The following is a 17,856-nucleotide window of genomic DNA, read 5'->3' as shown; positions in this document are numbered from 1 at the left end:
GCGGCTTCGCCGTGCTAGCGTCGGATCCGGCACAGCCGACCAACCCGGCGACCGATCCGGCAGGGAGTTTCCGCACCGATGGCGTTGCTTGAGAACATGCGCATCTTCGTCCGCGTCGTCGAACTGGGCAGCCTGTCGGCGGCCGGACGCAATCTGCGCATGTCGCCCGCGATGGTCAGCCACCGCATCCAGCAGCTTGAAACCCATCTCGGCGTCCGCCTGCTGAACCGCACGACCCGGCAGTTGCAGACGACCGAGACCGGGGTCGATTTCTACCAGAGCTGCCTGGAGGTGCTGGAGGCGGTCGAGCGCGCCCACAGCAGCATCGCCGCCGGCTCCGGCGTGCCGTCGGGCAGCGTGCGGGTCACGGCGCCGCTGGGCTTCGGCCGCCGCATCCTGGGACCGCTGGTTCCCGACTTCTGCGCCGCCCACCCGCTGGTCGAGGTTCGGCTGCGGCTGTCCGACCATCTGCTCGACCTGCTGCGCGAGGCGGTGGATGTTGCCGTCCGCATGGCGGAGCTGAAGGATTCCAGCTTCGTCGTCCGCAAGATCGCCGACGTGCGCCGCGTGCTGGTCGCCGCCCCGTCCTATCTGGAGGCGCGCGGCGCGCCGAAGGCGCCGGCTGACCTGTCCGACCACAATTGTCTGCTGCTGCGTTTCCCCGGCACCCGCCAGTTCCAGTGGACGCTGCTCGACAAGGGGGAGCCGGTGAAGCTGCCGGTGGCCGGCCGCTTCGACGCCGACGACGGCGACGTGCTGACCGGCTGGGCGCTCGACGGCCGCGGCATCGTGCTGAAGCCGCTGTGGGAGGTCGCCGAGCATGTGGCGAGCGGCGCCCTGGTGCCGGTGCTGCCCGACCACCCGCCCGAGCCGGTGACGCTGGCGGTGCTCTACCCGCACCGCGCCCTGGTGCCGGCCAAGGTGCGCGCCTTCGCCGACCACATGGTGCCGAGGATCCGCTCGGCGCTGACCGCCGTCTCGCCGGACACGATCCTCTGAAGGCGGCTTCCATGATGGGCGCGGCCGAGGTCGAGCGGCGCATGCCGGTCTGGCTGGCGCTGGCGGAGCTGTTCCTCGACACCGAACTGGATGCCGCCGATCATGATCGTATCCGCGCGGTGCTGGCCGCGTCGGGTTACGCCGAAGCCGTGCTCCACGACATTCTGCGGCGGGAGGTGGCGCCGGCCTTCGGCCCCAACCTGTTCGCCGTCGCCGGGATCTGGGACGGCTGGGACGAGGCGGACGCGCGCCGGCTGCTGCACCCGGTGATCGCCGGGGGCGGTTTCGGCTGGACGGGGTGGCTGACGTGGCGCCTGCTGCGCCGCGACCTCGAAGCGGACTGGGCGCGGGTCAACCCGTTCGCCGGGCCGCCGGCAGGGCGATGAAAGCGCCTACGCCCCGCGCGAGCGCACCAGCAGGATGCGCGCCTCGTCGGCCGCGCGCAGCAGGCGGGGCAGGAACTGCACCTCCATCTCCGGGCAGGTGACGCGGGCGGCCTGGGTGCTGACGTTCACCGACGCCACCACCCCGCCCGCCGCCGTGCGGATCGGCACCGCGATGGAGCGCAGGCCCAGTTCCAGCTCCTGGTCGACGAGGGCGAAGCCGCGCTCGCGCACCCGCTCCAGCTCGCGTTTCAGGGTGTCGGGCACGGTGATGGTGCGTTCGGTGAAGGGCTTCAGCGGCACGCGGGCGAGATAGGCGTCCAGCTCCGCCTCCGGCATCGCCGCCAGAAGGATCCGGCCCATCGAGGTGCAGTAGGCCGGCAGGCGGCTGCCGACGTTGAGGCCGACCGACATGATCCGCTTGGTCGCGGCGCGGGCGATGTAGACGACGTCGTCCTCGTCGAGCACGCCGGCCGAGCAGGATTCCTGCACGGCGGCGCTGACCTGCTCGATCAGCGGGTCGAGGATCGTCGCCAGCGGCGCCGACGACAGGAAGGAATAGCCGAGCGCCAGGATCTTCGGCTTCAGGAAGAAGGTCCGCCCGTCCGACCCGGCGTAGCCGAGCTGCATCAGCGTCAGCAGGCAGCGCCGCGCAGCCGCGCGCGGCAGGCCGGTGATCTTGGCGATGTCGGCGATGGTCAGGTTCGGCTCGCGCTCCGTGAAGGCGCGAATCACCGACAGCCCGCGCGCCAGCGAGGTCATGAAGTTCGGGTCGGCGCTCTCGTCCGGCACAGGCTGGCTCTTGCCCAACTCACCCTTGATGGTGCCGGCCGGAGGCAGCGTGTCGGCCATGCCGTTGATGTCCTTGTTCCAGGCGACGCGGTGAGGGCCATAATGGTGCGATTATCGCGCGATGGCGAGGAAAATCGCACCACGCACCCCTTTGCCCCGCCTCGTCCTCCGACGGGACGGCGGGTCAGTGGTTGCGCGGTCCGCCATCCTCCGGCGTCTCGTCGGGGATGAAGGACAGGGCGGTGCGCAGGATGGCCTGGATGTCCGGGCTGTCGGCGTTGGGCAGGGCGCCGCCGACGTTGCCGACGATGGTCCGCACGGTGTCCGACGGTACCCCGGCCGCCATCGCCAGCGCGGCCAGCGCCGCCGATACGGCGGTCAGGGCGACGATCTGGCCCTGAAGGGATTCCCGCGTTTCCTCCAGCGCGTCGCTCAGCGATTCATGGCTGCGGCGGCCGGTGTTGGCGATGTCCTTGACGGCGTTCGACACCGTCATGACGGCTTCGCGCAGGGCGTCGAAATCGGCGCGGGTGATGCTGTCGGTCACGATCGGAACCTCGGTGGGGTGCAGGATTGCCGGTCCGCCGACCCTAGCATGGCGCGCGGGCGGAAGCGGAAGGCTTGTCCCGCCGCCCCGCGGAAAATCCCACGAAGGTAGCGGTTCATTAACATTTCGAATGCGAACGTTCATTGCACGAACGGTCGCGCGCCGCGTAACCTTCGTTCGACCCGGCCAGCCACCGATTCGCGTCGAGGCTTCATGACCACGGACGTCGCCCGCTTTCTTGGGTTTGCCTTCGCGAACGCCGACGTGCTGGTGGAGGTCGACGCGCGCGGCGTCATCGGTTTCGCGGCCGGCGCCTTGCAGCATGTGCTGGGCGCCTCCGACATGGAGATCATCGGCCAGCCGATCGACCGCATCATCGCCCCCGGCGACCGCGGGCTGGTCCGCCGCCTGCTGCGCACCGTCGGCGCCAACGCGCGGCTGGAATCGCGCGCCGTGTCCCTGGTCGGCGGCGCGCCGGTCACGCTGTCGGGCTACCGGCTCGGCCGCTCGCCCAACGTGCAGCTCACCCTGACCCGCACCGAGACCGCCGCCAAGGGCGCGCCGCTGCCGGCGCGCGACGCCGAGACCGGGCTGCTCGACGCCGACGCCTTCCAGGCGCAGCTCGGCGAACGCTTCGGGCTGGACGTGGGGGAGGGGCCGCCCAAGCTGACGCTGATCAAGATCGCCCAGTTCGGCGAGGTGAAGTCGCGGCTCGGTCCCGACCTGACGCTGCGGCTGCTCGGCGAGGTCGGCGCGCTGCTGCGCGTCCACGCCAGCGCCGACGTGCTGGCGACCCGGCTGGGCGAGGACCGGTTCGGGCTGGTCCATGCCGGCGACGTCGACGGTCCGGCGCTGGCCGCCGAGATCGCCGAATCCGGCGCGCAGCTCGCCCCCGGCGCGCCGGCGCTGCGGGCCGACAATCTGACGCTCGACATGGCGGCGCCGGGGCTGAGCCGCGAGGACGCCGGCCGGGTGCTGATGTTCACCGTCCGCAGCTTCGCCGAGGACAGCGTCGGTTTCGAGATCGCCGACATGCACGACGCGGTCAGGCAACTGGTGGACCGTACGGTGACGCGGGTGACGACCCTGCGCTCCACCCTGACCGACGACCGGCTGAAGCTTCAGTTCCAGCCCATAGTCGCGCTGTCGACCAAGGGGTTGCACCATTACGAGGCGCTGGCCCGCTTTCCCAACGGTGCCCCCGGCCCGACCATCGCCTTCGCCGAGCAGGTCGGCATGGTCCACGACGTCGACCTGCTGGTCTGCGAGAAGGCGCTGGAGGTGCTGGCGACCGACAAGGCGTTGCAGATCGCCGTCAACATGTCGGCGGCGTCGCTGGGCAGCGACCTGTTCGTCGTCGCCTTCCAGCGGCTGGTCGGGCGCAACCCGTCCCTGCGCTCGCGCCTGCTGGTGGAGGTGACGGAATCGACCGGCCTGACCGACCTGCCCCGCGCCGCCCGCGTGCTGGAGGATTTCCGCCGCGCCGGCCACCGCATCTGCCTGGACGATTTCGGCGCCGGGGCGGCCTCCTTCCCCTACATCCAGGCGCTGCCGGTCGATTTCGTGAAGATCGACGGCAGCTATGTCCGGCGGCTGGGCGGCAGCCCGCGCGACGACGCCATCCTGCGCGCCATGGTCGGCCTGTGCCGGGAAATCCGCGTGCAGGTGATCGCCGAGATGGTCGAGACCGCCGACCAGGCGGCGCAGCTCACCGCCTGGGGGTTCGAGCTGGCGCAGGGCTATCATTTCGGCCGTCCCGCCGACCGGCCGGACTATCGCGCGCCCGACCTGTTCACGCCGGCCGCCCGGCGCCAGGGCGTGAAGGAGAGCTGGTCCTGACGCTCCGGCCGGTGGCGCCGGGGTCGTAGGACGAAAGCGGGATAAGATTTCCTGGAATGAAAGCCGGCGGTGCGACGTTCATCGATGCAGTGGGGAAGGAGCGATCCCCGTTTGCAGGAGGACGCCGGAATGTCTGGCCGCTTTGGAAACGCTTTGAAGGCCATCGCGCTGGGCGCGCTGCTCGCCGTCCCGATGATGGGCGCGACCGCCGGCTCCGCCGCCGCCCACGACGATTGGCGCGGCGGTCCCGGCCGCGGCTGGGACGGTCCGCGGCACGACCGTGACTGGCGCGATGACCGGCGCTGGCACCGCGAGCACCGCCGGCACTGGCGCGAGCCGCGCGTGATCTACGCCCCGCCGCCGGTCGTCTACGCGCCGCCCCCGCGGGTGATCTACGCGCCGCCGCCCCCGCCGGTGGTCTACGCCCCGAGCCCCGGCTTCGGCTTCAGTGTGAACATCCGCTGATCCACCTTCTGCCCAATGGAGGCTTCCGGCCCGCGCCCCGCCGCATTAAGGTGCCCTCCGGTCGAAACCGCCCCCCGGAGGGGCGCCGGCGAGGGAGAGGGATGGTGGTGCGGAATGTGTGGGTGGCCGTGGCCGCGCTGGCGGGCGGTCTTCTCTGTGGGATGCCGGCCCGGGCGGCGGAGCCGCGTCTGACGGCGGCGCTGGGCGAGACGGTGGTCAAGCTGATCGATGTCGGGCCGAAGGTGACGCGGGTGGTCGTCGACGAGACCACCGTCTTCGAGGACCGCGAGAGCACGCTGGTCAGTTTCGTCAACGCCTACACGGTGCAGGGCCGCTGGATGGCGCTGTTGCAGACCGACACCGGCGCCAAGGAGTGCCCGACCCGATTCCGCGTCCTCGATCTGGGCGCGCCCAAGCCGTCGCTGTCGTTGCCCTTCGGGTCGTGCAGCGACGCGGCCCAGGTGTCGACCGCCGACAACGCGCTGACCGTGTCGATGCCGGTTCCCAAGGACGGCGGAACCGCCGCCTGGACCTACCGCGACGGCCGCGTCGCGCGCACCCGCTGACGCTGTTCCGCCCGCGCCTCCGCCTTGCGTTCCCGGCCGATTGACGGGCGCGCGCGCGGCTTCTAAGGTCCGGACCTCCGCGCAACACCGCAGTCCGGGCCCGTGGTCCGGGTAGGAAGTCCGCCATGAAGCCCAGCCGCCGCCCGTCGACCCCGCTGTTCTCGTCCGGCCCCTGCGCCAAGCGTCCGGGTTGGACGCTCGATGCGCTCGACGGCGCGCTGCTCGGCCGCTCGCATCGTTCCAAGCCCGGCAAGGCCAAGCTGAAGGAGGTCATCGACCTCACCCGCGCGGTGCTGGCGATTCCCGGCGACTACCGCATCGGCATCGTGCCGGCCTCCGACACCGGGGCGGTGGAGATGGCGCTGTGGTCGATGCTCGGCGCCCGCGGCGTCGACATGCTGGCCTGGGAAAGCTTCGGCAAGGAGTGGGTGACGGACGTGGTCAAGCAGCTCAAGCTGCCCGACGTCCGCACGATGATCGCCGATTACGGCCGGCTGCCCGACCTGTCGGCGGTCGATTTCTCGCGCGACGTCGTCTTCCCGTGGAACGGCACCACCGCCGGCGTGCGGGTGCCGGACGGCGACTGGATCCCGGCCGACCGGACCGGCCTGTCGATCTGCGACGCGACCTCGGCCGCCTTCGCCATGGACCTGCCCTGGAGCAAGATCGACGTCGCCACCTGGTCCTGGCAGAAGGTGCTGGGCGGCGAGGCGGCGCACGGCATGCTGGTGCTGAGCCCGCGCGCGGTGGAACGGCTGGAGAGCTTCCAGCCCGACCGGCCGCTGCCGAAGATTTTCCGCATGACCAAGAACGGGAAACTCATCGAGGGCATCTTCGAGGGCGACACCATCAACACGCCGTCGATGCTGTGCGTCGAGGACGCCATCGACGGGCTGCGCTGGGCGCTGTCGGTCGGCGGTCTGCCGAAGTTGATCCGGCGGTCGGAGCAGAACCTGCGTCTGGTCGCGGAGTGGGTGGAGGGCAGTTCCTGGGCAGGCTTCCTGGCGGACGAGCCGGAGACCCGCTCCTGCACCTCGATCTGCCTGCGCTTCACCGATCCCGACGTGACCGCCCTTTCGGAGGAGGCGCAGGCCGCCTTCGCCAAAAAGCTTTCCGCCCTGCTGGAGAAGGAGGAGGCCGCCTTCGACGCCGGCTCCTACCGCGACGCCCCGCCGGGCCTGCGCCTGTGGGGCGGCGCCACGGTGGAGAACGACGACATGGAGGCGGTGCTGCCCTGGCTCGACTGGGCCTTCGCCACCGTCAAGGCCGAGGTGCTCGGGGCGAAGTGATCGGGCCGAGATGAGCCGCCGCGACGCGGCCGGACCTACAGCCAATAGCGCGGGTAGGCCCGGTCGCTGCGCAGATTGTTGACCAGCAGCCCGATGCCGACCAGCACCGCCGCCCCGGCCAGCGCGCTGGGCAGCAGCATCGCCGTGTCGGCGCCCGGCGTGAGGGCGAGCAGCGGCATGGCGCCGGCCGGCGCGTGCAGGGTGCGCGTCACCTGCATCATGGCGATGGCGGTGCCGACCGACAGCGCCACCACCCAGGGCGCGCTGCCCAGCAGCGCCAGCGCCAGCACCCCGACCAGCGCCGACACCAGATAGCCGCCCATCACGCTGCGCGGCTGCGCCAGATGGCTGTCGGTCGCCGCGAAGATCAGCACGCAGGTGGCTCCGAAGGGCGCGATCAGCAGCGGCAGCTTCGCCATCAGCGACAGCACGCTGATGGCGCCGATGCCGGCGCTGCCGCCTGCCCAGGACCACAGGACCTCCCGGTAATGCGGGCGGGCCGGCGCCTTTTCCGAGCCCTTCATCTTCCCGAGGAATATGCCAACGCGCTTCATCGTCGTCCTCCGCAGCGGCGTCCGAGGATGGTATGGAGTGCGCAAAAAAGCGTCAAGCCGCCAAAAAATACGGCATACAGATTTTTGTATTCCGTGCACCGAATCCCACCAACGCCCCAACCGGGACCGGCAACGCCGACGCAGGGGAGATGCCGACGTCTTGCGGGGCTTTTCCGTTTGCATGACGGGCGGGGGTCGGGTATTAGCCCGCCCCGTATGTCCGGCATCCGTGCCCGGCAACTGCCTTTCCCTGACGAGACGACGCTGGTCATGCCCGCCGACGCCCTGAGCACCGCCCTGCTGCCCGCCGGATTGCACGATGTGCTGCCGTCCGAAGCGGCGCATGAGGCCGCCGCCGTCGAACGCCTGCTGGCGGAGTTCGCCGCGCACGGCTACCGCCGCGTCGATCCGCCGCTGGTGGAGTTCGAGGAGAATCTGCTGTCGGGCGCCGGCGCGGCGATGGCCAAGCAGACCTTCCGCCTGATGGATCCGCATTCGCAGCGCATGATGGCGGTGCGCGCCGACATCACGCCGCAGATCGCCCGCATCGCCACCACCCGGCTGAGGAACGAGGCGCGCCCGGTGCGCCTGTGCTACGCCGGCCCGGTGCTGCGGGTGAAGGGCTCGCAGCTCCGCCCCGAGCGCCAGTTCACCCAGGTCGGCGTCGAGCTGATCGGGCCGCTGGAGGCCGAGGCCGACGCCGAGGTCGTGCTGCTGGCCGTTCAGGCGCTGGGGGCGTTGCGGGTGCCGCACCTGTCGGTCGATCTCTGCGTGCCGACCATGGTGTCGCGCATCTGCCAGGGCCTCGGCCAGTCCGAGGAGGACACCCGCCGTCTGCGCGCCGCGCTCGACCGCAAGGACGCCGCCGGGGTCGCCGAGGTCGGCGGTCCGGCCGCGGCGCTGCTCGGCACGCTGATGGCCGCCTCCGGCCCGGCCGACCGCGCCATGGCGGCGCTGTCGTCGCTGGCGCTGCCCGAAGGGGCCGAGAAGGACCGCCGCCGGCTGACCGACACGCTGGTCCTGCTGCGCGCGGCGATGCCGGCCCTGACCGTCACCATCGATCTGGTCGAGCATCGCGGCTTCGAGTACCAGACCGGCCTCAGCTTCACGCTGTTCTCGCGCGAGGCGGGCGAACTGGGGCAGGGCGGCCGCTACCGCGCCGGCGCGCAAGGTGAGGATCGCGGGGAGCCGGCGACCGGCTTCACGCTCTATATGGACCATGTGCTGACGGCGGTTCCGGCCGCCGCGGCGCCGGGGCGCGTTTATGTGCCGCATGGCACGGGTTGGGCGGCGGCGGGCAAGCTGCGCGCCGAGGGATGGGTGACGGTGGCCGGGCTCGCCCCGGTGGCCGACCCGGTCGCGGAGGCGAAAAGGCTCCACTGCGGCCACCGGTTGACGGACGGCGTCGTCCGGCCGGTCGAGTAGGCTTTTCGTGCCCTCATCCCCTCCGGGGCGAGGGGCTATGCGGATCATTTTGTTTTTGCGGAGACGTAGAGATGGCCAACGTTGCGGTGGTCGGCGCCCAGTGGGGTGACGAGGGCAAGGGCAAGATCGTCGACTGGCTCTCGAGCCGGGCCGACGTCGTGGTGCGCTTCCAGGGCGGTCACAACGCCGGCCATACGCTGGTGATCGACGGCGTCGAGTACAAGCTGAGCCTGCTGCCCTCGGGCGTGGTGCGCCAGGACAAGCTGTCGGTCATCGGCAACGGCGTCGTCTTCGACCCCTGGGCCTTCATCCGCGAGGTCAACGCGATCAAGGAGAAGGGCGTCACCGTCACGCCCGAGAACCTGATCGTCGCCGAGAACGTGCCCCTGATCCTGCCGGTCCACAGCGCGCTGGACAAGGCGCGCGAGGAGGCCAAGGGCGCCGGCAAGATCGGCACCACCGGCCGCGGCATCGGCCCGGCCTATGAGGACAAGGTCGCCCGCCGCGCCATCCGCCTGTGCGACCTCAGCGACGAGGCGGTGCTGGTCGAGAAGGTCGACGCCCTGCTGGCCCACCACAACGCGCTGTTCCGCGCGCTGGGCGCGCCGGAGATGACCCCGGCCGACCTGCTGGAGCCGCTGCGCGAGATCGCCCCGCAGGTTCTGCCCTACGCCGCCGTCGTCTGGAAGCAGCTCGACGAGCTGCGCCGCGCCGGCAAGCGCATCCTGTTCGAGGGCGCCCAGGGCTCGATGCTCGACATCGACCACGGCACCTACCCCTACGTCACCTCGTCGAACACGGTGGCCGGCAACGCCGCCGCCGGCAGCGGCATGGGCCCGCGCGCCGTCGGCTATGTGCTGGGCATCAGCAAGGCCTACACCACCCGCGTCGGCTCCGGCCCCTTCCCGACCGAGCTGAAGGACGAGATCGGCGAGCTGATCGGCCAGAAGGGCAAGGAGTTCGGCGTCGTCACCGGGCGCAAGCGCCGCTGCGGCTGGTTCGACGCCGTCATGGTGCGCCAGGCGATCAAGACCGGCGGCATCGACGGGATCGCGCTGACCAAGCTGGACGTGCTCGACGGCTTCGACGAGATCAAGGTCTGCGTCGGCTACCGTCTGGACGGCCAGGAGCTGGATTATTTCCCGGCCAACGCCGGCGCCCAGGCCCGCGTCGAGCCGATCTACGAGACCTTCGAGGGCTGGAAGGACACCACCCGCGGCGCCCGCACGTGGAACGAGCTGCCGGCCCAGGCGGTCAAGTATGTGCGCCACATCGAGGAGCTGATCCAGGCCCCGGTCGCCCTGCTGTCGACCAGCCCGGAGCGTGACGACACCATCCTGATGACGGATCCGTTCTCCGACTGATCCGCCTCCGGTCCTGTTACTCGGAACCGCCCGATCCCGCCGTGCAAGGCGAGGTCGGGCGGTTCGCGTTTGGGGAACGGGAAGTCCTCTCCCGGAACGCCAAGGCTTTAACCAGCTCTTCATGGCGTGTTAAGAGTTTGTTTGCCGTTTTCCCGCCACCTAGAGCGGGCGACACCGCGCACGCCCTGGGGATACGCCGCTCATGCCGTCCGACGCTCAGACCGCCGCCACGGGGGCGATGGCCGACACCGTCAAGCTGGCGGAACGCTACGAGATCCAGCCGGGCGCGCCGATCCCCGCGCTGAACGCCGTCGGCGGCAACGCCTTCACCGCCAAGTCGTTGCGCGAGAAGCGGCTGGAGCCCTTCGCGGTCATCTGCCACGCCTCGACCCTGCCGCGCACCGACGTCTGCTCGACCGTCGCCGGTTTCGACAACGGCACCCACATGCGGCTGCTCGACTGGGGGCTGGTCGACTGGCCGCAGGATCGCGGCCGCCGCTATTGCCTGGTGTTCGAGAAGCCGGGCGGGCGCCGTCTGATGGGCTCGATCAACGACACGCTGGACCCGATGCCGGAGGACCAGCTCACCCGGCAGATCATCCAGCCGCTGATCTCGGCCCTGAAGGAGATGTCGAGCCGCGGCGTCGTCCACGGCGCCATCCGCCCGACCAACCTCTACTACCGCGACCTCGCCTCGGGCGGGCTGATGCTGGGGGAATGCGTCACGGCGCAGCCCGGCTACGGCCAGCCGGTGCTGCTGGAGACCATCGAGCGCGGCATGGCGATGCCGGCCGGGCGCGGCACCGGCACGGCGGCCGACGACATGTATTCGCTGGGCGTCACCCTGCTGATCCTGGCGCTTGGCCGCAACCCGGTGGCGGGGCTCGACGACGAGGCGGTCATCCAGGCGAAGATCGAGCGCGGTTCCTACCCGGCGCTGGTCAACCAGCACCGGCTGCCGCTGGCGGTCAACGAGCTGGTGCGCGGCCTGCTGGTCGACGACCCCAAGCAGCGCTGGACGCTGAACGACCTCGACCTGTGGGCGGCGGGCCGGCGGCTCAGCCCGAAGCAGCCGCAGATCTCCCGGCGCGCCGCCCGGCCGATCGAGTTCCAGGGGCAGGAATACTGGCATTGCCGCACGCTGGCCCGCGCCTTCGCCCGCCACGCCCCGGCGGCGGCGATGGTGATCGAGAGCGGCGAACTGGACAAGTGGCTGCGCCGCTCGATGGCCGACGAGGTGCGGGCGGAGGCGGTCGGCAACGCCATCCAGACCGCGTCGGGCGGCAAGGGCGGCAGCCAGGGCGACCGGCTGGTGGCGCGCGTCTGCATGGCGCTCGACCCGTCGGCCCCCATCCGCTACCGTGGCCGGTCGATGATGCCGGACGGGGTCGCCACCATGCTGGCCGACGCCTTCATGCGCGGCGAGTCGCCCCAGCCGGTGGCCGAGGTCATCGCCAACCAGCTCCCGATGTTCTGGGCCAACGTCCAGAGCGAGTTCAAGCCGGAGTTCGTGCCGCTGGTGCAGACCTACGACCAGTTGCGCGGTTTCCTGGAGCGTGCCGCCTACGGGCTGGGGGTGGAGCGGGTGCTGTACGAGATGAATCCGACCATGCCCTGCATGAGTCCCCTGGTGGCCAAGCAGCTTCCGACCAACCCGGCCGAGCTGCTGCGCGCGCTCGACTGGCTGGGGGCTGGCGGCGAGCGGCACAAGGATCCCGTCGACCGCCACATCGCCGCCTTCCTGGGCGCGCGGCACAAGCGGGGCGACGATCTGCTGTTCACCCAACTCGGCAGCGGCATCGAGCCGATGCGGCGGGTCATCGCCATGCTGACCATCCTGTCGGATGTCCAGGCCCGCACCGGCGTCGATGGGCTGACCCATCTGGCGAGCTGGGTGGTGGCGCTGCTCGACCCGGTGTTCCGCCGCTTCCACAACCGCCAGACCCAGGAGCTGGTGCGCAAGCAGGCCGACGGCGCCGCCCACAACGGCCGGCTGACCGAGCTTTTGAAGGTGGTGGACGATCCGGAATCGTTGCGCCGCGACCGGCTGGAGTTCGAGGCGGCGCAGATCGCCTACCGCGAGGCGGACGCCGAGATGGAGAAGATCCGCCACACCATCGCCGACCGCAACGCCATCGTGGAGTCGTCGGGGCGGCAGGTCGCCGCCATCACGTCCAGCCTGCTGTCGACCGTGCTGGTCGCCGGCATCATCCTGTTTTTCGCCTTCTGACGGGCCGGGGAGCATCGCATGGCGCGGAAGCGGAAGAAGAAGAAGGGCGGGATGCTGACGCTGATCCTGCTGATCATTCCGGCAGGGTTGATCGTTTTGCCGACCTCCATCCTTTTCGGCATCGGAATGATTCCCACCATCGTCGCCTATGTGGTGGACCGCGATCCCGACAAGTCGGCGCCGATCACGGTCGGCGGCTTGAACTTCTGCGGCTGCATGCCCTTCGCCATCGAGCTGTGGAAGCACCAGCACACCATCGGCGCCGCCGCCAAGATCTTCGCCGATCCGCTGGCCTGGCTGGTGATGTACGGGGCGGCGGCGGTCGGCTGGGGGCTCTATTACGGCATCCCGCCGCTGGTCGCCGGGCTGGAGATCACCCGCGCCGAGAAGCGGGTGGAGGTGCTGAAGGGCAAGAAGGTGGCGCTGGTCCAGGAATGGGGACCGGACGTGGCGGGCGATTACTTCGACGAATCCGGCGGTCTTTCGCCGGGCGAGGAGGCCGAAGGGGCGTAGGCGCTGTTTTTCCTGGGACGCTGAGAGGCCCTTCCTTCCTTATGGGGCAAGGCTGTTCCGGTTTCGGAACGTTCCTACTCCAAAACATTCCTATCTCGAAACGGCCCTTACTTCGCCGCCACCAGTTCGCGCGGGTTGCGGTCGGCGCCGCTGGCCAGCGGGTTCTTCGGGTGCTCGATCCAGGCGGCGATGTCGTTGACGACGATGCCGCCCTTCAGGTCGCGCAGCAGCATGTGGTAACCGTCCGGATAGACCGCGACGACATGCCGGCCGCCGGCCTCGAAATCCTTCAGGGCGCGTTCCACCGGCTTGGGCGGCAGCACCTGCTCGTGGGCGCCGTAGAGCACCAGCGACGGCACCTCCAGGCGGGGGCAGGCGGCCAGAGCCTCGCCCATCAGGTCGGTCAGCCCCTCCAGCGCGTCGACCCGCGAGCCCTTGATGACCAGCGGGTCGCGGCCCAGCGCCCGCAGCATCTCGATGTTGTCGGAGGGCTGGATGTTCATTTCCCTGGGCGGATGGACGACCATGCCGGGGACGAGGTTGTAGGTGACCCACAGGGCGGCGCGCGGGAAGAAGCCCATCGTCTCGCGGCCCCAGACGGCGGGCGCCACCAGGATGGTGCCGTCGACGCGCGGCGGGTGCTTGTCGGCCATGGCGGTCAGCACGACGGCGCCGCCCATGCTCTCGCCCATCAGGAAGACCGGGATTCCGGGGTGACGGTGGCGGACCTGCTCGACCGCCGTCTTGACGTCGGAGATCAAGGTCGGGGTGCCGGGCCAGATGCCGCGCTCCTTGCTGGCGCCGAAGCCGCGCTGGTCGTAGGCGTAGGTGGCGATGCCCTGCGCCGCGAAGCTCCGGCCCGCCCCGTCGAAGGCGTTGGAGTAGTCGTTGAAGCCGTGCAGCGCCACCACCGCCGCCCTGGGCTTGCCGTCGGCCGGCAGCCAGGAGCGCAACGGCAGCTCGAACCCGTCGGCGGCGACCAGAGCCTTGTCCGTCAGCGCGGGCTGGACGACGGCCGTCCCCATCGGTTGGAAATTGGCGGCGCAGCCGCCCAGCAACAGACCCAACCCGAGAACCGCCGCCAGCCCGCTACGCCGCATGGATTACCCCTGTCTGACCGTGTGCATTGCCCGTAAGTTGGAGGAATATATCCTCCAAATCCGATTCCTCGGTCGTGACATCGATGATCCCGATGCCGGCGCCTGCAAGCGCGGCGAGAATCGCGCCGGCCTTCTGCCGGCTGGGCTGGTAGCGCACGACCATCCGGCGCGGTTCCGGCAGCTCGACGCTGAAGCCTTCCAGCGCGGGCGGCGGCGCGGTCAGGTCGCGGTCGATGGTGAGGCACAGCGCCTTGTTGTCGACCCGGCGCAGCAGCGTCGTGGTCGGCTCGCAGGCCACCACCTGCCCGTGGTTGATGATGGCGATGGTGTCGCACAGCTCCTCCGCCTCCTGGAGGTAGTGGGTGGTCAGCAGCACGGTGGTGCCGGCCCGGTTCAATTCGCGGACATACTCCCAGAGCTGGCGGCGCAGCTCGACGTCCACGCCGGCGGTCGGCTCGTCGAGGATCAGCACCGGCGGGGTGTGGACCATCGCCTTGGCCACCATCAGCCGGCGCTTCATGCCGCCCGACAGCGAGCGGGCGTGGGCGTCGGCCTTGTCGGCCAGCCCGACGGCGGCCAGCAGCTCGTCGGTCCGCCGGTCGCGGGCCGGCACGCCGTAGAGGCCGGCCTGGAGCTCCAGCATCTCGCGCGGGGTGAAGAAGGGGTCCATGTTGAGTTCCTGCGGCACCACGCCGATCGAGGCGCGGGCGCGGCGCGGGTGGTCGGCCACCTCGTGGCCCCAGATCGTCGCCGTGCCGCCGGTCTTGTTCACCAGCCCGGCCAGGATGTTGATCATGGTCGATTTCCCGGCTCCGTTCGGCCCGAGCAGCCCGAACAGCGAGCCGCGCGGGATGGCGAGGTCGATGCCCTTCAGCGCGTGCTTCGGCCCGGCCTTGCCGGTCGGCTGGTAGATCTTGGTCAGGCCGCGGAGCTCCACCGCGTTGGCGGGAAGATCGACGGGGGTGGGGGTGCCGGCGTGCGCGACCATGATCTGTTCTGGACCCATAGCGGTGGAGTTGCGGAAAAGCCTGTCAATCCCGTTGATCCGCGCCGCGCGATCGGTATCATCCCGCCCGCGCGCGCCGAAGTCCGGGAAACCTGTCCCACGATGGCGCACGGGCGCGCGCCTGTCAAAAGAGAGGATGACTGCCATGCAGCCGACCGAGACGATTACCGTGGAAACCTCGACCGTCGGGTGCGACGGCGGCGGCGGCGCGCTGGGCCATCCGCTGGTCTACCTGACGCTCGATCACGACCGCCGGGTCGAATGCCCCTACTGCTCGCGCGAGTATGTGCTGAAGGAAGGCGTCAAGCTCGGGCACGGTCACTGAGTCTCTGCGACTCGGCCGAAAGAGCCGGTTCCAAGGTTCCAAGACCAAAGGATCCGTTTGCTCCGATCTCAAGACGAGGGGATGGAAGACGGGCCGTGACCGGCCGGCTTCCGTCCCCTTTTCTTTTGTGGGTATCGGCCTGAGTTCTTGGGCGATGCCTCAGGGGAAACCCGGATTCCCAATGGGATAGGGTCCTTCCGGATTGGTCGCGTTTCATTCCTGTTATATTTTTGCTTCAGGTTGTGTCAGTATTTGACAGTTCCGTCTTGACGGGATCCCGTGAGCTGTCATCTACTTTGTTGCATTGCGATACAGGCCAGTCCGTCCACAATTGTCCGTTCGAGTATCGAAATGCTGTTTCCAGGCGGTTCAGGCTTGGCGTCGGAAGAGGCGCGCACCATGAGTCAAGAGACGGAAGAGCAGTATCGCAGCATTTTCGAAAATGCCGTCGAAGGCATTTACCAGACGACCATCGACGGCCGTTACCTGCGCGTCAACCCGGCGCTGGCGGAGATTTACGGTTACGCGTCTCCCGACGACCTGATCGCCAACCTGACCGACATCGCCGGCCAGCTCTATGTCGATCCTGGAAAACGCGAGGCCTTCGCCGACCTGATGGCCCGCAGGGACACGGTCCACAGCTTCGAGGCGCGGGTCTTCCGCCGCGACGGCACGATCATCTGGATCTCGGAGAGCGCGCGCTGCGTGCGCGACGCCGCCGGCCGCATCCGCTATTACGAAGGGACCGTCCAGGACATCACCGAGCGCAAGCAGCACGAGGAGAAGATCCGGCTGCTCGCCACCGTGTTCGACAGCGTCGCCGACGGCATCCTGATCGTCGATCCGGAGCTGATGGTCCAGGCCATCAACCCGGCCTACGAGATCATGACCGGTTTCCAGCGCGAGGAGTTGCTGCGCCATCCGCTGGTGCTGTTCGCCCCCGGTTCGCACGAGCGCAGCTTCATCGACTCCATCTGGACCACGGCGCGCCAGTCCGGCCGTTGGCAGGGCGAGGTCACCAGCTTCCGCCATTCCGGCGACGCCTTCGCCGCCGCCCTGTCGGTGACCTCGGTCCGCGCGCCCAACGGCGTGCTGGAGCATTACGTCCTCACCATCGCCGACATCAGCCAGCGCAAGTCGCAGGAGCACCAGATCCGCTACCAGGCGAGCTTCGACCGGCTGACCGACCTGCCCAACCGCTGGCTGGTCTGCGAGCGGCTGGAGGAGGCCATCGTCCGCGCCCAGCGCGGCCACAGCAAGGTGGCGGTCGCCTTCCTCGACCTCAACCGCTTCAAGCAGGTCAACGACACGCTGGGCCACCACGCCGGCGACGAACTGCTGAAGCTGGTGGCGCGGCGCCTGCGCAACTGCACGCGGATGACCGACACGGTGGGCCGGCTGGGCGGCGACGAGTTCCTGATCGTCGCCCCCGACGCCGCCGACCGCTCGGCCGGCGCCCGGCTGGTCGAGAAGATCCTCTATTCGATGGACGAGCCCTTCGGCGTCCACAACCAGGAGCTCTTCTGCGGCGCCTCGATCGGGCTGGCCTTCTACCCCGACGACGGCGACACGGCCGACCAGTTGCTGCGCAACGCCGACCTCGCCATGTATCACGCCAAGCGCAACCCGGAGCACCGGTACGTCTTCTACGACGGCGGCATGCGCGAGCGCTCGGGCTTCACGCTGGGGCTGGAGAGCGATTTGCGCCGGGCCGGCGGCGGCGACGAGTTCGAGCTGCATTTCCAGCCCAAGATGGACATGGCGGCCGACCGGGTGATCGGGGCCGAGGCGCTGATCCGCTGGCGCCACCCGGTGCGCGGCATGGTCAGCCCGGCGGAGTTCATCCCGCTGGCGGAGGAGACCGGGCTGATCTGGGAGATCGGTGCCTGGACCTTCATGGAGGCCTGCCGCAAGCTGGCCGGCTGGATCGAGCAGGACCTGCCGATCCCGGTGGTGTCGGTCAACCTGTCGCCGCGCCAGTTCCAGGACGCCCGGCTGGTCGGCTTCGTCCGCAGCGTCGTCGAGGCGTCGGGCATCCCGCCCGACCGGCTGGAGCTGGAGCTGACCGAGGGCGCCATGATCGGCGACATCGAGAAGGCGGTGACGATCCTCAACGGGCTGAAGGACGTCGGCGTCCGGCTGTCGATCGACGATTTCGGCACCGGCTATTCCTCGCTGGCCTATCTGAAGCGCTTCCCCATCGACACGCTGAAGATCGACCGCAGCTTCGTGCGCGACATCGTGAAGTCCTCGACCGATCCGGCGATCGTCGGCACCATCGTCAACCTCGCCGGCAGCCTGGGCTTCGACACCATCGCCGAAGGGGTCGAGACGCAGGAGCAGGTCGAGATGCTGCGCCAGCAGGGCTGCACCCGCATCCAGGGTTTCCTGATCAGCCGCCCGCTGCCGGCCGAGGCGTTCGAGGCTTTCATGCGCGCGCGGGTGGTGCCGGCCTGATT

At 69.7% G+C, this 17,856-nt stretch carries 17 protein-coding genes; 12 read left to right on the top strand and 5 right to left on the bottom strand.

Annotated features, from left to right (window positions below; translation table 11 throughout):
- The first annotated feature begins 78 nt into the window (after positions 1-78).
- On the top strand, positions 79-999 hold the full coding sequence (locus tag JN22_RS13780) for a LysR family transcriptional regulator (RefSeq protein WP_085554441.1): 921 nt from the start codon (positions 79-81) through the stop codon (positions 997-999).
- An 11-nt stretch (positions 1,000-1,010) separates the two neighbouring features.
- Positions 1,011-1,385 (top strand): DUF7079 family protein, encoded by a 375-nt coding sequence (locus tag JN22_RS13775; protein ID WP_085554440.1) that lies wholly within the window; start codon positions 1,011-1,013, stop codon positions 1,383-1,385.
- A 6-nt stretch (positions 1,386-1,391) separates the two neighbouring features.
- Here the strand turns inward: JN22_RS13775 and JN22_RS13770 are convergent, their stop codons facing one another.
- Both JN22_RS13770 and JN22_RS13765 read right to left on the bottom strand, forming a co-directional pair.
- Positions 1,392-2,234 (bottom strand): IclR family transcriptional regulator, encoded by an 843-nt coding sequence (locus JN22_RS13770; RefSeq protein ID WP_085554439.1) that lies wholly within the window; start codon positions 2,232-2,234, stop codon positions 1,392-1,394.
- Between the two features lie 124 nt (positions 2,235-2,358).
- Positions 2,359-2,721 (bottom strand): hypothetical protein, encoded by a 363-nt coding sequence (locus JN22_RS13765; protein WP_085554438.1) that lies wholly within the window; start codon positions 2,719-2,721, stop codon positions 2,359-2,361.
- A 213-nt stretch (positions 2,722-2,934) separates the two neighbouring features.
- Between JN22_RS13765 and JN22_RS13760 the strand changes: the two genes are divergently transcribed.
- From JN22_RS13760 to JN22_RS13745, 4 genes are all read left to right on the top strand, one after another.
- Complete coding sequence (locus JN22_RS13760) at positions 2,935-4,560, top strand: EAL domain-containing protein (protein ID WP_085554437.1); 1,626 nt, start codon at positions 2,935-2,937, stop codon at positions 4,558-4,560.
- Between the two features lie 129 nt (positions 4,561-4,689).
- Positions 4,690-5,025 (top strand): hypothetical protein, encoded by a 336-nt coding sequence (locus tag JN22_RS13755; RefSeq protein ID WP_223677706.1) that lies wholly within the window; start codon positions 4,690-4,692, stop codon positions 5,023-5,025.
- A gap of 101 nt (positions 5,026-5,126) precedes the next feature.
- On the top strand, positions 5,127-5,591 hold the full coding sequence (locus JN22_RS13750; protein WP_085554436.1) for a hypothetical protein: 465 nt from the start codon (positions 5,127-5,129) through the stop codon (positions 5,589-5,591).
- Positions 5,592-5,716: 125 nt separating this feature from the next.
- Entirely contained in the window at positions 5,717-6,880 is a 1,164-nt protein-coding gene (locus JN22_RS13745; RefSeq protein WP_085554435.1) for a phosphoserine transaminase, read from the top strand.
- A gap of 35 nt (positions 6,881-6,915) precedes the next feature.
- On the opposite strand, the gene JN22_RS13740 is transcribed toward JN22_RS13745, so the two are convergent.
- A complete protein-coding gene (locus JN22_RS13740; RefSeq protein ID WP_179166153.1) occupies positions 6,916-7,434 on the bottom strand; it encodes an HPP family protein in 519 nt (172 codons plus the stop codon).
- 270 nt (positions 7,435-7,704) lie between these two features.
- Here JN22_RS13740 and JN22_RS13735 point away from each other — a divergent pair, with 270 nt between their 5' ends.
- The 4 genes from JN22_RS13735 to JN22_RS13720 all read left to right on the top strand — a co-directional run bounded on the left by JN22_RS13735 (position 7,705) and on the right by JN22_RS13720 (position 12,966).
- The gene (locus tag JN22_RS13735; RefSeq protein WP_085554685.1) at positions 7,705-8,859 is read left to right on the top strand and encodes an ATP phosphoribosyltransferase regulatory subunit; all 1,155 of its coding nucleotides are present in this window, start codon (positions 7,705-7,707) and stop codon (positions 8,857-8,859) included.
- A 71-nt stretch (positions 8,860-8,930) separates the two neighbouring features.
- Entirely contained in the window at positions 8,931-10,223 is a 1,293-nt protein-coding gene (locus tag JN22_RS13730; RefSeq protein WP_085554434.1) for an adenylosuccinate synthase, read from the top strand.
- Positions 10,224-10,425: 202 nt separating this feature from the next.
- Positions 10,426-12,453: a protein kinase family protein gene (locus tag JN22_RS13725; RefSeq protein ID WP_085554433.1), complete on the top strand. Its 2,028-nt coding sequence runs from the start codon at positions 10,426-10,428 to the stop codon at positions 12,451-12,453.
- An 18-nt stretch (positions 12,454-12,471) separates the two neighbouring features.
- Positions 12,472-12,966, top strand: a complete 495-nt coding sequence (locus JN22_RS13720; protein ID WP_085554432.1) for a hypothetical protein — start codon at positions 12,472-12,474, stop codon at positions 12,964-12,966.
- A 107-nt stretch (positions 12,967-13,073) separates the two neighbouring features.
- Here JN22_RS13720 and JN22_RS13715 read toward each other — a convergent pair whose 3' ends face one another.
- Positions 13,074-14,066: an alpha/beta hydrolase gene (locus JN22_RS13715; RefSeq protein WP_085554431.1), complete on the bottom strand. Its 993-nt coding sequence runs from the start codon at positions 14,064-14,066 to the stop codon at positions 13,074-13,076.
- Positions 14,056-15,054: an ABC transporter ATP-binding protein gene (locus JN22_RS13710; RefSeq protein WP_085554430.1), complete on the bottom strand. Its 999-nt coding sequence runs from the start codon at positions 15,052-15,054 to the stop codon at positions 14,056-14,058. The genes JN22_RS13715 and JN22_RS13710 overlap by 11 nt, the downstream gene beginning before the upstream one ends.
- Positions 15,055-15,208: 154 nt before the next feature.
- Here JN22_RS13710 and JN22_RS13705 point away from each other — a divergent pair, with 154 nt between their 5' ends.
- Both JN22_RS13705 and JN22_RS13700 read left to right on the top strand, forming a co-directional pair.
- The gene (locus JN22_RS13705; protein ID WP_085554429.1) at positions 15,209-15,397 is read left to right on the top strand and encodes a zinc-finger domain-containing protein; all 189 of its coding nucleotides are present in this window, start codon (positions 15,209-15,211) and stop codon (positions 15,395-15,397) included.
- A gap of 399 nt (positions 15,398-15,796) precedes the next feature.
- Complete coding sequence (locus tag JN22_RS13700; protein ID WP_085554428.1) at positions 15,797-17,854, top strand: sensor domain-containing protein; 2,058 nt, start codon at positions 15,797-15,799, stop codon at positions 17,852-17,854.
- Positions 17,855-17,856 lie beyond the last annotated feature (2 nt).

This window comes from Azospirillum agricola (assembly GCF_020005195.1).
In the GTDB taxonomy this organism is placed as follows: Bacteria; Pseudomonadota; Alphaproteobacteria; order Azospirillales; family Azospirillaceae; genus Azospirillum; species Azospirillum agricola.
The sequence above is the reverse complement of the archived record's forward strand: the minus strand, read 5'-3'. Positions and strand labels throughout refer to the sequence as shown.

Excerpts from the sequence above, each read along its gene's own strand:
- JN22_RS13730 (WP_085554434.1), top strand. The coding sequence starts at position 8,931 with ATGGCCAACGTTGCGGTGGTCGGCGCCCAGTGGGGTGACGAGGGCAAG.
- JN22_RS13705 (WP_085554429.1), top strand. The coding sequence starts at position 15,209 with ATGACTGCCATGCAGCCGACCGAGACGATTACCGTGGAAACCTCGACC.
- JN22_RS13770 (WP_085554439.1), bottom strand. The coding sequence starts at position 2,234 with ATGGCCGACACGCTGCCTCCGGCCGGCACCATCAAGGGTGAGTTGGGC.
- JN22_RS13700 (WP_085554428.1), top strand. The coding sequence starts at position 15,797 with ATGAGTCAAGAGACGGAAGAGCAGTATCGCAGCATTTTCGAAAATGCC.
- JN22_RS13715 (WP_085554431.1), bottom strand. The coding sequence starts at position 14,066 with ATGCGGCGTAGCGGGCTGGCGGCGGTTCTCGGGTTGGGTCTGTTGCTG.
- JN22_RS13725 (WP_085554433.1), top strand. The coding sequence starts at position 10,426 with ATGCCGTCCGACGCTCAGACCGCCGCCACGGGGGCGATGGCCGACACC.
- JN22_RS13780 (WP_085554441.1), top strand. The coding sequence starts at position 79 with ATGGCGTTGCTTGAGAACATGCGCATCTTCGTCCGCGTCGTCGAACTG.
- JN22_RS13745 (WP_085554435.1), top strand. The coding sequence starts at position 5,717 with ATGAAGCCCAGCCGCCGCCCGTCGACCCCGCTGTTCTCGTCCGGCCCC.
- JN22_RS13755 (WP_223677706.1), top strand. The coding sequence starts at position 4,690 with ATGTCTGGCCGCTTTGGAAACGCTTTGAAGGCCATCGCGCTGGGCGCG.
- JN22_RS13735 (WP_085554685.1), top strand. The coding sequence starts at position 7,705 with ATGCCCGCCGACGCCCTGAGCACCGCCCTGCTGCCCGCCGGATTGCAC.
- JN22_RS13775 (WP_085554440.1), top strand. The coding sequence starts at position 1,011 with ATGATGGGCGCGGCCGAGGTCGAGCGGCGCATGCCGGTCTGGCTGGCG.
- JN22_RS13760 (WP_085554437.1), top strand. The coding sequence starts at position 2,935 with ATGACCACGGACGTCGCCCGCTTTCTTGGGTTTGCCTTCGCGAACGCC.
- JN22_RS13750 (WP_085554436.1), top strand. The coding sequence starts at position 5,127 with ATGGTGGTGCGGAATGTGTGGGTGGCCGTGGCCGCGCTGGCGGGCGGT.
- JN22_RS13720 (WP_085554432.1), top strand. The coding sequence starts at position 12,472 with ATGGCGCGGAAGCGGAAGAAGAAGAAGGGCGGGATGCTGACGCTGATC.
- JN22_RS13740 (WP_179166153.1), bottom strand. The coding sequence starts at position 7,434 with ATGAAGCGCGTTGGCATATTCCTCGGGAAGATGAAGGGCTCGGAAAAG.
- JN22_RS13710 (WP_085554430.1), bottom strand. The coding sequence starts at position 15,054 with ATGGTCGCGCACGCCGGCACCCCCACCCCCGTCGATCTTCCCGCCAAC.